Origin of the sequence: Ottowia thiooxydans DSM 14619, assembly GCF_000422885.1 — a bacterium.
GTDB classification, from domain to species: domain Bacteria; phylum Pseudomonadota; class Gammaproteobacteria; order Burkholderiales; family Burkholderiaceae_C; genus Ottowia; species Ottowia thiooxydans.
This window is the reverse complement of sequence record NZ_AUGX01000066.1, coordinates 1-14,650: the sequence shown is the minus strand read 5'-3', so window position 1 is coordinate 14,650 and position 14,650 is coordinate 1. Positions and strand designations below refer to the sequence as shown.

The window sequence follows — 14,650 nt, the reverse complement described above, 5'->3', positions numbered from 1 at the left end:
TCACTTTTGACAACGAAAACAAATCGACCCCGAAGATTGCGCCCACCAGGCTGGAGAGCATCAACTTGCGGGGTGTGTTTCGCTTCCCGGTTGACCGCTATGCTGACCAAATCCTGCCTTCGCGGCCAAATGCATCGATAACTGGCACCAATGGATGAAACCGACCACGGTTTGACGCCACGAATCGCAGATTTGAAAGTGAACAGGAAAGTCAATGAAATCAACGATCTACCAACACCACCTCCGCGCCAGTGCTAGCTTTTCGTACCGTCACTTATTGCACTGAAAACGAGGAGACCCCTACCGGCACTTGATGGGGCGTCCCTTCATCCTGTCCGTGGACAACGGGCTCGTGCAAGTTGAGACGAGCTTTCTGATTCTGCGCACCATGCGCACTGGCGAAATGTCGACCTTTGCCGCCGGTACCTATCAGGACCGCGTGCGCGTCGCCGATGGCAAGGCTTCCTTCGTCGAGCGCATCGTGGTGTGCGACAGCTCACGCGTTGACACACTGCTGGCGCTGCCACTATGAGCGGGGTGCCCGCTCGTCGCGTGGTTGCCGTGACGCTGGGCGATCCGGCTGGGGTCGGGCCCGAGATCGCACTCAAGGCAGCGGCGGATCCGCGCGTCAGGGAGCGCTGTCGTATCGTCCTGTTCGGCGATCGTCGGGCGCTGGACATGCATGCCCAACTCTGTGGAATGTCCATTGACTGTCGCACGCTGTCGTCGGCGTCCGAGATCGCCGGCTGCTCCGACGAGTTGGCCATCGTCCATGTCGACAGCTTGGGCGAAGGCCTTGAACTGGGCCGCGTGGCTGCCCGTTATGGCGCGGCCACCGTGGCGGCGCTAGACGCAGCCGTGCAAGCAGCCATGGACGGGCATGTTGATGCCGTCGTAGGCGCGCCCATCCACGAGGTGGCGATCAAAGAGGCGGGCATCGCCTTCGACGGACACCCTTCATATCTGGCAAGACGGACAAACACCCCCATCGACGAAGTGGTGCTGATGTTGTGCTGGGACTCAATGCGAATCGCGCACGTGACGGTGCATCTGAGCACGCGCGATGCCATCGAGATGATCACACGCGAGCGGGTCGAGAAAGTGATCCGCGCGACGGCTCGGGCGTTGCGCCAGCTCGGATACGTTCGTCCTCGGATTGGTGTGTCTGGCGTCAATCCCCACGCTGGGGAGTCGGGTCTTTTTGGCACCGATGAGATCGAGCGCATTGCCCCCGCCATCGAGGCCTGCCGAGGCGAAGACATCGAGTTGATCGGGCCGATCGGTGCGGACACTTTGCTGCCACGCAGCGACTGCGATGCGTTCGTGGTGATGCTCCACGACCAGGGCCATGTACCCGCCAAGCTGATGGCAAAGCATGGCGCAGCAGCGCTGTCGATCGGAACACCGGTGCTTTTCTCATCGGTCGGCCACGGCACGGCCATGGACATCGCCGGACAAAACAAGGCCAGCCCAGAGGCCATGGTGCAGGCCTTGATGCAGGTCACCCATATGCATTCACGAGGAGCTAACCAATGATTGGACTGGGACTGGCGTCATCGCACGCCCCCGCCATGTTCTGCCCGCCCGAGCTGTGGCCCAAGGTGTACGGCGCGATTCCCGACTACATGAAGGAATCCCAGCCGCACACCGCCAAGCTGGAGACACCCGAGGTCATTCGCGGGTACGTGCAGCGCATTGACACGGCATTCGAAGTATTGCGCCGGCAGCTGGAGGCCTATCGCCCCGATGCGGTGATATTCGTTGGCGACGACCAGGAGGACATGTTTGACCAGCGCTGCAATCCGGCGATGTGCCTGTTCACGGGCGAAGAGGTCTGGGGTTCGGCGGCGCCGTTCTATGTCGATCAGCCGGCGGAGGACTCGCGCATCCACCTTCCCGTGCACCAGGAACTCTCGACCTACCTGCTCGAAGCCATGCTGGAAGAAGGTTTCGACATGGCTTCCACCTCGGTGATGAAGCCACTGGGACGGCATCCCGAGCGAGGCACCTCGCACATGATCGTCTATCCAGCCCAGCGCCTCCTGCCCAAACTGGACGTGCCGATCATCCCCCTGTACCTCAACTGCTACTTCCCACCACTGCCCACTGCTCGGCGTTGCTGGCAGGTCGGGCAGACGCTGGCCAAGCTGCTGGCACACCGACCCGAACGGGTCGCCATCTACGCCTCGGGCGGGCTGTCGCACGACCCCGTGGGGCCGCGCGCTGGCTGGATCGATGAGCCGTTGGACAGATGGATCCTCGACCGCATCGCGACCAACCGTGGCGCGGACCTGCAGAACCTCTTCACGGTCGATTCGGCCACCATGCGCGGTGGTACCGGCGAGACCCGTGCCTGGATCGTCGCCGCCGGCGCGTGCCAGTGGAAGGGGGAGGTTGTTGACTACATCCCGGCGCACCACGCCAAAACCGGATTGGGCTTTGCCTACTGGCCCGAACAAACAAAGGAATGACCATGTTGCCACCCCGAATTAACAGAGACGCAGTTCAGAAATCCATGGGGAGCTACGCCGATGAAAGCGCGTCGCTCGAACAGCGCGCAGCGATCTACGAGGAACTGGTCGGCTTCGTGCCGCCGCGCATTGAGGCACGCATGCTCGTTACCGGCGCGCTCGATCCGAAGATGCTCAGTCTGCAGGAGCAGATGCGCGAGCATGGCATGTACCCCTCGTGCTTCGATGTGAAGACCTCGCAGTTGATGCTTTTCGGCATGCTGCTGATGGACCTCAGCGACGCTGCCATCATGCACGGCATCGCGGCGCGGAAGGCTGGCGCCAGCTGGGAGGAGATGCAAGCGGTTGTCAGTCTGTGCTTTTTGTTCCGTGGCCTGTCTGCGGCCAATCGCGGCGCCGAAGTGCTGGCCAACATTTGCGACCGCGAAAGCAAGGCGACCTCATGAGCTCTACGCCAAATCCCGAACTCGGCCATCGCATTCGGGCGGCCGGCTTCGACACCAACTACCACGACCAAGGGAATGGCCATCCAGTGGTGATGATTCACGGCTCCGGCCCGGGTGTGACCGCCTGGGCCAACTGGAGACTGAACATCGGGCCCTTGTCGAAACAGGCCCGCGTGCTGGCTCCTGACATGGTCGGCTTCGGCTACACAGACGCACCCGCCGGGACGCGCTACGGGCTCGACACGTGGGTTGAGCACCTGGTGGGATTCCTGGACGCCTTGGAGCTGGACTCCGTCGATCTCGTGGGCAATTCCTTTGGCGGCGGGCTCGCCCTCGCCATTGCTGCCAGCCGGCCCGAGCGCGTGCGCAAGTTGGTACTGATGGGCAGCGTGGGCATCGACTTTCCGCTGACGCCCGGTCTGGATGCCGTGTGGGGCTACACACCTTCCATAGAGAACATGAAGGGCCTGCTCGACGTCTTTGCGCATGATCGCAAGCTCGTCAACGACGAGCTCGCAGAGCTTCGCTACCGCGCCAGCACACGCGAAGGCGTTCAGGAGCGCTTCGCGCAAATGTTCTCTCCCGCCCCGCGCCAGCAGTACATCCAGGCGATGACCACGCCGGAGCACAAGATCCGCGCGCTACCGCACGAGACGCTGGTAGTCCACGGCCGCGAAGACAAGGTCATTCCACTATCGAACGCGCTGACCCTGGCAAGCCTGATCCCTCGCGCGCAGCTGCATGTGTATCCGCATTGCGGGCATTGGACCCAGATCGAATGGGCCTCGTCTTTCAATGACATGGTCGGCCGTTTCCTCGCCAACGACTGAAACCGGAGTGGTCCTCGCACAAGCCACGTCCTGCTTTTTCTTTTAGATAACACGTCGATGAAAACTCTTCTCCCTGTCGAACGCCCCGACGCGTCGTCGACTACAACGTGAAGGTTCGAGTGAAGGCCGACGGCATCGCCAACGCCAACGCCAACGCCAACGCCAACGCCAACGCCAACGCCAACGCCAACGCCAACGCCAGGATGAGCATGAACCCTTCGACGAGATCGCTGTCGAAGAAGCGGTCCGCTTGAAGGAGAAGGGCATGGTCATCTAGGTCATTACTGTCTCCTGTTGCGATGCCTAGTGCAAGGAGACGCTGCGCACGACCATGGCAAGCGGTGCCGATCGGGGCAATCTGGCCGAGACCACCGAAGAGCCGCGCCCCCCTATGCCCAGCAGTTGGTTCATACGCAACTTGAGTACCTACCGGCGAGCCGGTTCGCCCTCCGACAGCAAGCAGAATTTGATGCCTCGGTCACGTCACCGAAATGAAGGTCACGCTCGCGAAACCAGCTGTCTCCATGCCGAAAACACCAGTCACGCTCTTCCGCAATACGCGACACAAGGTTCATGTCCATCGACGATGCCCGCCGAATTAGGCCGGCTCATAGCGTCGGATACGACGGTCGGCGTGGACCGGACGAGAACGTGTTGCGAGTTCACGGAATCGACGAGCACGGCTCCGCTGACACGAACGAATCAGGGCGCGATAAGTGGCACACTCGTCGCTCGCTGGACCATGTCAAACGAGACACCGGGTGCAAGATCGATGACATGCATGCGGTCATGCCGTCGTTCCAGGACGGCCAAATCGGTGTAGACACGCGTCACGACGCACAGACCGGTCAGTGGCAGCGTGCACTGCGGCAGTATTTTGTGCCCCCCGTCTTTTGTAGTGTGGTCCATGATGACGTACACCCGCTTGGCCCCAACCGCCAAATCCATCGCACCGCCTACGGCCGGCGGAATGCCCGGTCTGCCCAGGGACCAGTTCGCCAGATCCCCGCTGCCCGATACCTGGAAGGCGCCCAAGATGCACAGGTCGAGATGCCCTCCACGCATCATCGCGAACGATGTGGTGTGCTCGAAGTAGGACGCCCCTAAACGTGCGGTGACAGGCTTCTTGCCTGCATTGACAAGGTCGGTGTCGATGTCATCTCCGCGCGCCAGGGGTCCCATGCCGAGGATGCCGTTCTCGCTCTGCAAGATGATGTCATCGTCTTCGCGCAAGTTCTCGCAGACCATTTCCGGCATTCCGATTCCGATGTTCACATACCATCCGGGCTCGATGTCTCGCGCGAGTCGTTGAGCCATCTCCTGGGTTGTCCATTTGTTCATACGGCTCCTCAGCTTGAATACAGTGGATGACTGACTTCTACGACTCGGGAAACAAAAATCCCGGGTGTGACGACATGCTCCGGATCGATACTTCCAAGAGGGACGATGCGGGCAACCTGCACGATCGTGGTGGTAGCCGCGGCACACATCACAGGGCCAAAATTGCGCGCCGTCTTGCGGTACGTCAAATTGCCCCAGCGATCGGCAGCGTCGGCCTGGATCAGCGCGAACTCGGCGGGCAACGGTGTTTCGAAAAGGAACTCCCTACCGTTTATCACTTCCGTGCGCTTGCCCTGCGCGATTGGCGTCCCTACCCCAGTAGGCGTGAAAAATCCTCCGAGGCCCGCTCCTGCACACCGCAGGCGTTCAGCCAACGTTCCCTGCGGTACCAGTTCCAGCTCAATCTCCTTGGCGGCATAGAGGCTGTCGAAAACATGGGAGTTTGCGGTTTTGGGGAACGAGCAGATGATCTTGCGAACCCGCCCGGCTTTGAGAAGTGCAGCGAGACCGTTCTCTCCGTTACCCGCATTGTTGTTGACGATCGTGAGGTCGCGAGCTCCTTGATCGATCAGCGCATGAATCAGATCGGTAGGCTGGCCGGCGCCCCCGAAACCGGACACAAGCACTGTGCATCCATCGCGGATATCGGCGATTGCCGTCGCGATATCTGGGCATATTTTGTTCATGGGCATACTTCTTTGGGTGCCGAACGTTGATTCGCTTTCACAGGACGTCCGAAGTGGAGAGAACGGCCGTGGACTGGGCGGCGGCGGAAACGCCGCCGTTGCCGTGGACCAGTGCGGTCCGGGCCTTGCTAAGCTGTCGCTCGCCACAGTCGCCTCTTAACTGCCGCACTGCTTCGATCACCGCGAACGCGCCGTACATGTTGGGATGAACGCAGGAGAGTCCGCCGCCGTTGGTGTTCACGGCCAAGCGTCCGCCTGGCGCAATTGCGCCGTTTTCCACAAAGGCGCCGCCTTCGCCTTTTTTGCAGAATCCCAGATCCTCCAGAAGCATGATCGTGTTGATAGTGAACGCGTCGTAGAGCTGGACCATGTCCATGTCCGCGGTTGTCAGGCCCGCCTGAGCCAAGGCTTTCGGGCCGGATTCGGATGCGGGCGTCACCGTCAGATCGTGCATGCCGGAAACCTGGCGATGCCAGACGCTCGTCGCACACGACAGCACGTGAACGGGCTTTTGGGGCAGATCCCGCGCCCTGTCGGAGCGCACCATCACGAAAGCTCCCGCGCCGTCGGTGACAAGGCAGCAGTCATAAACCGTGAATGGGTCGCTGACCATCCGGGCGGAGAGAACGTCCTGCAGGCTCAGCGGGTCCCGCGCGAACGCTTCCGGATTAAGTTGAGCCCAACGTCGGGCAGCCACCGCAACCTCGGCGAGTTGACGCCGGGTCGTTCCATACTCGTGCATGTGCCGCGCGGCAATGAGCGCGTAAGAAGAGGGCGGGTTGAACGGCTCATAAGGTGCTTCATATGGCAGCGGGTCTAGAAGCGCCCTTGCATCCGCACGCTCGCGCCGGGGAACCCTTGTTGATCGCTGAGTGCTTCCATAACACACGAGTACCGCATTACATTGCCCGCTCATCAAGGCTCTTGCAGCTGGCAGCATATGACCGATGAACGATGTCCCTCCTATATTGGTTCCATCGACATAGGAAGGACGGACATTGAGATACTCGACGACGTTCAAGGGCCACAATGCAGCGCTGAGGTTGGCGGTGGCAATGCCGTCGATGTCCGACATCTTCAGACCCGCATCGTGCACGGCGGACCGCGCCGCCTTTGCCAGTATTTCCATGTCAGTAAAGCCGGACGCATCTCCGCACCCCGCTGTCCCGACACCGGAGATCGCGACCGCGCCGCGAAGAAGGGATTCGTTCATGCGGCCTCCGGCAAGGTCAGGAAGACGACCAGAGGCTTACCGCCCTGTTCGATGATCCGTGCGCGCACACGCATCCCGATCTTCACCTCGTCGGGCGCAATGCCGTCCACACGGCCCATCATGCGGACCCCTTCGTCCAGATCAACCAGGGAAATGTTGTACGGCCGGTCTGGCTTCGTACGCAACGTCGTCACCGAGTGCACGGTCCCGGCACCTGACGCCTGCTCCCACGTGAGGGTTTCGTTGTCGCAATGCGGGCAGAACTGCCTGTGGTAGAAAATGGCGCGCTTGCAATCGGCGCAACGTTGAATCATCAGTTTTCCTTGCGACAGCGCCGCAAAGTAAGTGGCTTCCACGCCGCGCTCAGCCGATTCTTGAAGTTGACTGTTCAATCCCATTTCATTTCTTTCCAAATGCACCGGCTCGCGCCAGTTCGTCAAACTGAGAGCCTTTGATGCTTGCCATCTGCGCTAGGACCTCTTGGCTGTCAGCGCCAAGCTCGTGGCTGTCAATGCCCCGCGGGCCGGCATAGTTGCTGAACCGCAGCGGACTTCCCATGGCCAACATGCGCCCATAGACGGGGTGCTCAGTCCACTTGAGCATCCCGCGTGCATGAAGATGTTCGTCGTTGATGACTTCGTCGAGACTTCTGACCGGAGCGCTCGGAACGCGCGCTGCCACCAGCCGATCGAAGAGCATTTGTTTTGTGAACTTCATGGTCAACTCACCGATCCGCGCGTCGAGCGCAGCGCGGTTTTTGACCCGGCTTGACTTATCCACAAAACGGGGATCTGTCACCAGATCGGGGTACTCAAGGACGCCGCCCAGTGCCAGCCAATGCTGGTCGCTTACAGCCAGGATGGCAACACCGCCGTCCTGTACGGGGTAGACGTTGTAGGGAACGACAAGGAGTCCGCCATGACCGTTGCCGGTGCGCAAATTCTGTAGTTCCCCACTGTTGTGCAGTCCGAGGTTGGACATGAGGCTGGGAACCAGCGCGTCCATCATCGCCACCTCGACACAGGAGCCTTCGCCGGTCTGCTGTCGTTTGTAGAGTGCCGTGACGATTGCACCATAAAGGTGGATACCACCAAAAAAATCGGCGATGGCTGGACCGGCCTTGACCGGCTCCTGGTCCGGGTGCCCGGTGACGCTCAACACGCCCGACATCGCCTGCACCGTGAGGTCCATGGCGGTGAAGTCGCGATAGGCCCCTTCGGCGCCATAACCACTCCCGGACGCAATCACAAGCCGGGGGTTTGTCTGGTGCAGCGTATCGGCACCAAGATTCAACCTTGCCATAACGCCGGGTGCGTAGTTCTCGACCAGGACATCGGCCTTGCGGACCAGTTCGAGGAGAACCTGGCGCCCCGCATCGGTCTTGAGATCCAGGACAAGACTTCGTTTGTTCGCATTGAGAACGGCAAAGGGCTCGGTTGTTCCACCCGAATTGGGTCGGCGGCGCAAATGCTCTCCGTCCGGCGGCTCAATTTTGACGACATCGGCGCCGGCCATCGCCATCAGAAAGGTCGCATAAGGTCCGTTGTAAATCTGGGTAAGGTCAAGCACAACCACGCCTTGCAGCGGAGCCCCGGCCGTCCCCGACGTTTCATTTGGCATCAGAATCCTTTTCAATACAGAATCGCGGCAATGCGATTCCGTCTTCCGTCTCGATCTTCAGTCGCAGCGGCGCGTCTCCGTAAAGTTCTTGCGAGGAAGCCAGAACGCTGCTGATCAGTCGGGGACCCTCCTTCAACTCGACCAGCGCCACGTTGTACGGCACCTTATCCTTGAAGGCCTCGTGATACGCGACATGAAAGACGACCCAACTCACCAATTTCCCCGACCCTTCGGCGGGCCGCCAGACGACGCCGGATTTAAGGCAAGTGGGGCATAGCGTTCGAGCGGGAAGCCAGCATGCGCCGCACGACGGACAGCACTGATACATCAGCTGTCCCATGTGCAATGCATCCCAGTAAGGCTTGTTGGCAGTGGTGATTTCTGGCTGCGGAAGCATCCTGTAACCTCAAGTTCCAAGCAAGAGAGTCGCGTGCGTGTGCATCGCCCCCCCCTGGTTGCTGATCGCGCACAATTTCGCACCCGGCACCTGCAGCGTCGCCGAGCCGCGCATTTGCCGAACACCCTCGTGGATAAGCTGCATGCCAGGCATGCCAGTTTCTGAAAGTAGGCCGCCGCTCGTGTTGATGGGAAGGCGCCCGCCGAACTCGATCTGCCCGTCACGCACAAAGTCGTAGACGCTCCCCTTGCTGCAGAAGCCGTAGTCTTCGAGCGTCATGAGAACGGCGACCGAAAAGCAGTCGTATATTTGCGCGACGTCGACGTCGATTGGACGCACTCCGGCCATGTCGAATGCCAATCTCGAAGAGCGCACGGCCTCTGTTGTCGTCAGGCACGCGCGGTTCTGTAACTCAACGGATGTATTGCCTCCGCCGAATCCCAGAATGGGAACTGGCGCAGGCACGCGCAGGTCTTTCGCCTTTTGCGCGCTCATGATCACCACTGCGCCGCCCCCATCGGACACAAGACAGCAGTCGTCACGGTGCAGCGGCTCGATCTGCATGGGAGACGCCAGGTAGTCGTTCATCGTGATCGGTTTTCGCAGCTGCGCATTCGGGTTGGCGGCTCCGTGCCTTCTCGCGGCGATGGCAACTGCGCCGAACGCTTCGGGCGGCGTTGCGTGCTCGATGATGTGCCGCTGATGGATCATGGCGTACCACGCCGCAGCGGAAAACCACCCGTGAGGGGCTTCTGCGCCGCGGGGCCGGCCGAAGAAGTCGGCCGCGCCGCTGCGCGGGTTGTCAGCATAGGAGACCAAAGCCACTTCGCATTGCCCGGCTTCGATGGCCATGATGGCGAAAGCGATCAAGGTGACGTTGGCAGCGCCGCCTTGGTCCCACGCGCCCCCCCACCGGGGTTGCATGCCCATTGCGTCCGCAACTTTCTGACCGTAGAGCGATTCTCTTGCGGAGGTCGGCGCCTTCAGAAAAAGCGCGTCAACCTCTTCTTTGCAAATGCCGGCATCTGCAAGTGCTTCCCGGCACGCCATCGCATTCAGTGAAACAGTGTCTAGTCCGAGCTTTCCGAATGCAGTGCTTCCGATTCCAGCAACCACGTAGCGCCCGCTCAAGGCGTTCGCCGTGCTCATGTCGACGTGAAGCGCGCATTGCGCTTTTCTGCAAATGCCGCCGAGCCTTCCTTGAAATCCTCGGTTGCCTGGAGCATGCGATTAAAGAACAGTTCCATCCGGAATCCGTCTGCCAAGCTCATCTCGCGGCTTCGCAGTGCCAGCTCTTTGGAAGCCTGAAGAGCGAGTGGCGCGCTGGAATTGAGCCTTCGCGCGTATGTCAATGCCGTTTCCTGCAATTGTTCCAGCGGGACAACCTTGTTGACGAACCCCCACCGTTCGGCGGTGGCGGCGTCGAACCGGTCCCCGGTGAGCAGCACCTCCATGGCGATGGCGCGCGGCAACTGATCCAGTATTCGTTGCGTCCCGCCGTTGCCAGCCACAATGCCCCGCTTGACTTCTGACAGCGCGAAAGTCGCATGCTCAGCGGCCACCCGAACATCGGTTGCCATCAGAAGGGTCATGCCCCCACCGAGGCAATAGCCGTTGACGGCGGCAACGATCGGCTTCCATATCTCCAGCCCCCGATTGAGAAGTTGGTCCTTTTGCGTCAGCCACATCTCGGTGGCGGTTCTTTTGCCGAAAAATGACTTCAGGTCAGCGCCCGAGCTAAATGATTTTTCGCCCGCGCCGGTGATGATGGCAACGCGGATAGCCTGGTCATCTCGCACCCTTGCCCAGGCAAGAGAAAGATCCCGGTAGTGTTCTTCGTCAAATGCGTTGTGTCGTTCCGGGCGATTAAGTGTGATTCGGGCAATGCCGTCTTCCACGATTTCAAAATCAATTGACATACAGATACCTCGATCAGGCAGTGCCTCTGAAGAGTTGACGAGCAAGAACCATCCGGTGAACTTCGGAAGGCCCCTCTCCGATGCGCTTGATGCGGAGTTCCCGATACCAGCGCTCAAGCGGCATTTCTTTGGCAACGCCCATCCCGCCCAAAATCTGAAGGCATCGATCGACCACGCGTCCCGCTGTTTCTGTGGCAACGACCTTGGCTATCGATGCCTCCACCTTGAATGGAAGACCAGCATCGCACTTGCGTGCGGCGTCCTGCGTCAAAAGCCGTGCGGCTCGTAGTTCCATGTCGCTGTCTGCAATCATCCACTGAATGGATTGCTTCTCGCTCAGCGTCGAACCAAATGCCCTCCGATCACGAGCCCAGTCGATCGCAATCTCGAGTGCTTCCTGTGCGATGCCGATGCAACCCGCTGCGTACGGCACACGTGCCTCGACCAACAAGCGCTCACAAAGCGCAAAGCCCTGGCCTTCGCCACCCAAGCGGTTCTCCACTGGAACTTCAACGTTGTCGAATGTAAGTTCATAGGTCGGGAATGAGCGAATGACCGGCACTTCACGGAGCGCCAAGCCTTTGGGCTTGCCGTCGATGATGAAGCAGGTGATCCCGCCGCGGTCGCCTTGATCGCCGGTGCGGGCAAATACCAGCCCCCACTTCGCACTCTGAGCACCCGAAATCCACAGTTTGGATCCGTTCAAAACATAGTGGTCACCTTTGAGCACTGCACGCGTGCGAATAGAGCGAGCCGGGTCCGATCCGCCCGATGACTCGCTAATCGCCATAAAGACCTTGGCCCCATCCGCAATTGCAGGAATCGCGAACCTTTCAATCTGCTCTTTAGTGCCCAGAAGAATCGGCGCAGGCGGGTTGCTCCCTGTAGCCCCGCATGCCGGAATATACGCGCCCATCTTGCATCGCGATGCCTCTTCAGCGAAGACGGCTGAGGCCTCTAATCCCATCCCCTGGCCGCCATACTCGGCTGGAGAGCGCAGGGCCCAAAGCCCGATCTCTTTCGCTTTTTGTTTGAGCGGATTTAGCAGTTCTTGTGGCAGCTCATATGCATCGTGCTGCACCTTGTCTTCGGCTGGCCTTACTTCATCTCGCATGAACCTGCGAGTGGTCTGTCGAAGATGCTCCAATTCTTCCAAGTTTGGAATAATTGCTTCCATTCATCGTCCTTTACGTGTTGCAATGTGTCATTCAGGTTGAATGCCCGCGCCACGCACAGCGCGGCCCCAGAACAGCACTTCCTGCTCGTTGAATTTTGCGAATTCTTCCGGCGACATCGTGTCGACGGTGCCGCCGGTTTGCTTGAATCTCTCTTGACCTTGCTTGCTCTGCGTCGCCTGATTCAAAAGTTCGTTCAAACGGACAACAACCGCATGCGGCGTCTTTGCAGGAACGTAGGCTCCGTTCCAGACACTCAGTTCGATCGGCATGCCGGCTTCTCGCATCGTCGGGACGTCTGGCAGGGTTGACGCTCTGGTTGGACCGGTCACCCCAAGACCACGAAGCCGCCCCTGTTGAACCAGGGGGTTGGCCACCGTCAGATCTGAGAACATGAAGTCGACCGCCCCGGCCATGAGATCGGTGACGGCTTGCGGAATTCCCTTGTAAGGGACATGAAGCGCGGGAGAAGAAACGGCATTGGAGTAGGTTTTTCCCGCTACCAGAGAAGAGGTGTTGCCACTCGCGAAGCTCAGCTTCGAGCCCGCAGCCTGCATTCGCGCTGTAAGCTCCGCGACGCTCTTTGGCTGATCCTCGGTGTTCCTCACCACAAGCACCATCGCCGTCTTGGAAATCATCGCCACCGGGATGAAATCCGCCACCGGGTCGTAGGGCAGCTTCTTGTAGAGGAAGGGATTGACCGACTGCGTCGTCATGCTGGTGATGAAGACGGTGTAGCCGTCAGGCGCTGCCCGAGCAACCTGTTGCGCGGCGATCAAGCCATTTGCGCCAGGTTTGTTCTCGACGATCACAGGCTGACCGGTTCGGCGAGTGATGTCGTTGGCCGCCTCACGGGCGGCTTGGTCGGTGCCGCTTCCCGAGGGGAAGGGCACAACGAACTTAATGGTGCGTGTCGGGTAGTCAATTGCCTGCGCATTCGCCAGGGATCCCAGCAGAACCAGACAACAAGCGAGAAGAGAGCGACATAAAGACTGTGTTTTCGTGAACATAAATACGTTTCAATGTGCGTCTTGAAATTATACACCGGTTATACGGTTTAATGGTGCGATTTTTTCACCGGCGGCGGGAAATCACCTCCGTGATAGTCTGTCGCCCATGCAAAGAAGTCCCCATTTCCTCATCCCTGCCGAAGCCGGAAATCTGAGCGTCGATCAGACGCAGGGTGTCAGCCTATACATACAGGTCGCCAACATCCTGCGCTATGCCATCCTTTCTGGAGCCATCGCGCCAGGTTCTCGATTGCCGACGGTGGTCGAACTCGGTGATCACTTCAAGGTGGCCCGCATTACCATTCGGGAAGCCATACGGGTCCTTGCTGAAGAAGGACTTCTCGTCTCTAGCCGAGGGCGTGGCATCCATGTCTTACAGCATCCGTCGCAGAGCAAGCCTGCTCCCCAAATCGCAGACGCGATGGACGCCGATGTTTCCAGCGTGGAGATCGTGATCCTGGCCGTTGACGACTTGACGACCGTACCGGCGGATATGCTCAAGGAAGCCATTGCATTTCCTACATACAAAGGCATCACGAAGATTCACAAGTTCGAGGGGCGCCCCCTGGGGCTTATAAGAATCTGTGTCGCAGATTCGATTTACCGCCGCCTGCCCAAAGGGGCCATTGAGAAGAAGAAGGTTTTGCCCATGGTGAGAGCTCTTCCGGCCGTCGGTGCACTTGAACTCAAGCTGATCATCACAGTGGAGCCGGCCGACGTCGTACTCGCCGACCATTTACGCTGCCCACTCGGCGCCCCCGTAGCTCGCGTCCTAAGGCGAGCGATCGACACCAAGGGACGAGGTGTGTATCTGGCCCTGTCGTGGTATCGCGGAGACATGTTTTCCTTTGCCGCCACTATTCCAAACGAACTGCTGCCACATCTTTCGACCGGAATCGACGGCACGCTGTAAAGGTCCTTTCTCTACAGGGTGATCGCAGCGGCATTCGCACCACTGGCACCTGGCACCGAGACGCTCACCGTGGACTGCCCCGATTCCCGGACACCGACTCCCTTCGCCCATCGGCCTGACGTCTCCCCCGAATTCCTTACTTTTCAAAACCACGGCGTGTGTCAAGGTAGTTGTCGCCTCGGTGTTCAGGCAACTTTCCTGAATTCGTTGGCCCGGTCGCGCTCTGGATTGAGGTAGACGGCGTCTTCAAGTTGCCAGTTGCGGCACGCTGCGCACCAACGCTCGGGGTGCGTTTGTCGTGCGGCCTCGTAGAGGGGGTCGATTTGTTTTCGTTGTCAAAAGTGACGGTAGGAGATCGAGCACTGGCGTAGGGGTGGTCTGATAAGCCCTTGATTTCATTGGTTTTCCTGTTCACTTTTTCAGGCGTATTGTGTCTGCCCCAATCACCGGAGACACAAGATGCAAAGCTGGCACACAACCTACCTTGGCCTGCGAGAGCTGCCAAGGGAAATCAGCACCTTCGAGCTTCAGTCGTTTTTCACGTACAGCCGTACTGAGCGCGAGCTCATCAACGCCCGCCGAAGCAACGCCCACAAGCTGGGTCTGGCACTGCACATAGGTTTCTTGCG

17 protein-coding genes and 1 pseudogene are annotated in these 14,650 nt (G+C 59.6%); 8 read left to right on the top strand and 10 right to left on the bottom strand.

Going from position 1 to position 14,650, the window contains the following annotated elements; all coding sequences use genetic code 11:
• Positions 1 to 388 precede the first annotated feature (388 nt).
• From G518_RS36985 to G518_RS41350, 6 genes and pseudogenes are all read left to right on the top strand, one after another.
• On the top strand, positions 389 to 532 hold the full coding sequence (locus G518_RS36985; protein WP_169458010.1) for a hypothetical protein: 144 nt from the start codon (positions 389 to 391) through the stop codon (positions 530 to 532).
• Positions 529 to 1,536, top strand: coding sequence for a PdxA family dehydrogenase (locus G518_RS0125675; protein WP_028604939.1), 1,008 nt, complete (start codon positions 529 to 531; stop codon positions 1,534 to 1,536). Before G518_RS36985 ends, G518_RS0125675 begins: the two co-directional genes overlap by 4 nt.
• A complete protein-coding gene (locus G518_RS0125670) occupies positions 1,533 to 2,471 on the top strand; it encodes a DODA-type extradiol aromatic ring-opening family dioxygenase (RefSeq protein WP_028604938.1) in 939 nt (312 codons plus the stop codon). Before G518_RS0125675 ends, G518_RS0125670 begins: the two co-directional genes overlap by 4 nt.
• Positions 2,472 to 2,473: 2 nt before the next feature.
• Positions 2,474 to 2,917: a carboxymuconolactone decarboxylase family protein gene (locus G518_RS0125665; protein WP_028604937.1), complete on the top strand. Its 444-nt coding sequence runs from the start codon at positions 2,474 to 2,476 to the stop codon at positions 2,915 to 2,917.
• Positions 2,914 to 3,747: an alpha/beta fold hydrolase gene (locus G518_RS0125660; protein WP_028604936.1), complete on the top strand. Its 834-nt coding sequence runs from the start codon at positions 2,914 to 2,916 to the stop codon at positions 3,745 to 3,747. Before G518_RS0125665 ends, G518_RS0125660 begins: the two co-directional genes overlap by 4 nt.
• A 107-nt stretch (positions 3,748 to 3,854) precedes the next feature.
• Positions 3,855 to 4,135 (top strand): annotated as a pseudogene (locus G518_RS41350) (electron transfer flavoprotein subunit beta/FixA family protein); the annotation flags it as partial.
• A 314-nt stretch (positions 4,136 to 4,449) separates the two neighbouring features.
• Here G518_RS41350 and G518_RS0125650 read toward each other — a convergent pair.
• From G518_RS0125650 to G518_RS0125605, 10 genes are read right to left on the bottom strand one after another with little or no spacing between them, the layout of a single operon-like run.
• Complete coding sequence (locus tag G518_RS0125650; RefSeq protein ID WP_028604935.1) at positions 4,450 to 5,088, bottom strand: 3-oxoacid CoA-transferase subunit B; 639 nt, start codon at positions 5,086 to 5,088, stop codon at positions 4,450 to 4,452.
• Positions 5,089 to 5,096: 8 nt separating this feature from the next.
• Positions 5,097 to 5,774, bottom strand: coding sequence for a 3-oxoacid CoA-transferase subunit A (locus G518_RS0125645; protein WP_036596165.1), 678 nt, complete (start codon positions 5,772 to 5,774; stop codon positions 5,097 to 5,099).
• 37 nt (positions 5,775 to 5,811) lie between these two features.
• Positions 5,812 to 6,987 carry a thiolase gene (locus G518_RS0125640; RefSeq protein ID WP_028604933.1) on the bottom strand — a complete coding sequence of 392 codons (1,176 nt, stop codon included), beginning with the start codon at positions 6,985 to 6,987 and terminating at the stop codon, positions 5,812 to 5,814.
• Positions 6,984 to 7,385 carry a Zn-ribbon domain-containing OB-fold protein gene (locus G518_RS40520; RefSeq protein ID WP_051237400.1) on the bottom strand — a complete coding sequence of 134 codons (402 nt, stop codon included), beginning with the start codon at positions 7,383 to 7,385 and terminating at the stop codon, positions 6,984 to 6,986. Before G518_RS40520 ends, G518_RS0125640 begins: the two co-directional genes overlap by 4 nt.
• A gap of 1 nt (position 7,386) precedes the next feature.
• Positions 7,387 to 8,607, bottom strand: coding sequence for a CaiB/BaiF CoA transferase family protein (locus G518_RS0125630; protein WP_051237399.1), 1,221 nt, complete (start codon positions 8,605 to 8,607; stop codon positions 7,387 to 7,389).
• Entirely contained in the window at positions 8,597 to 9,004 is a 408-nt protein-coding gene (locus G518_RS0125625; protein WP_028604930.1) for a Zn-ribbon domain-containing OB-fold protein, read from the bottom strand. Before G518_RS0125625 ends, G518_RS0125630 begins: the two co-directional genes overlap by 11 nt.
• Before the next feature lie 9 nt (positions 9,005 to 9,013).
• Positions 9,014 to 10,153: a thiolase family protein gene (locus tag G518_RS0125620; protein WP_036596164.1), complete on the bottom strand. Its 1,140-nt coding sequence runs from the start codon at positions 10,151 to 10,153 to the stop codon at positions 9,014 to 9,016.
• Positions 10,150 to 10,923, bottom strand: coding sequence for an enoyl-CoA hydratase/isomerase family protein (locus G518_RS0125615; RefSeq protein WP_028604928.1), 774 nt, complete (start codon positions 10,921 to 10,923; stop codon positions 10,150 to 10,152). Before G518_RS0125615 ends, G518_RS0125620 begins: the two co-directional genes overlap by 4 nt.
• A 13-nt stretch (positions 10,924 to 10,936) precedes the next feature.
• A complete protein-coding gene (locus G518_RS0125610) occupies positions 10,937 to 12,100 on the bottom strand; it encodes an acyl-CoA dehydrogenase family protein (RefSeq protein ID WP_028604927.1) in 1,164 nt (387 codons plus the stop codon).
• 27 nt (positions 12,101 to 12,127) lie between these two features.
• The gene (locus G518_RS0125605; protein WP_028604926.1) at positions 12,128 to 13,108 is read right to left on the bottom strand and encodes a Bug family tripartite tricarboxylate transporter substrate binding protein; all 981 of its coding nucleotides are present in this window, start codon (positions 13,106 to 13,108) and stop codon (positions 12,128 to 12,130) included.
• Between the two features lie 106 nt (positions 13,109 to 13,214).
• Here G518_RS0125605 and G518_RS0125600 point away from each other — a divergent pair, with 106 nt between their 5' ends.
• Positions 13,215 to 14,021, top strand: a complete 807-nt coding sequence (locus tag G518_RS0125600) for a GntR family transcriptional regulator (RefSeq protein ID WP_028604925.1) — start codon at positions 13,215 to 13,217, stop codon at positions 14,019 to 14,021.
• A gap of 459 nt (positions 14,022 to 14,480) precedes the next feature.
• The coding region (locus tag G518_RS40185; RefSeq protein ID WP_036596162.1) for a DUF4158 domain-containing protein at positions 14,481 to 14,650 on the top strand (170 nt) is incomplete at its 3' end.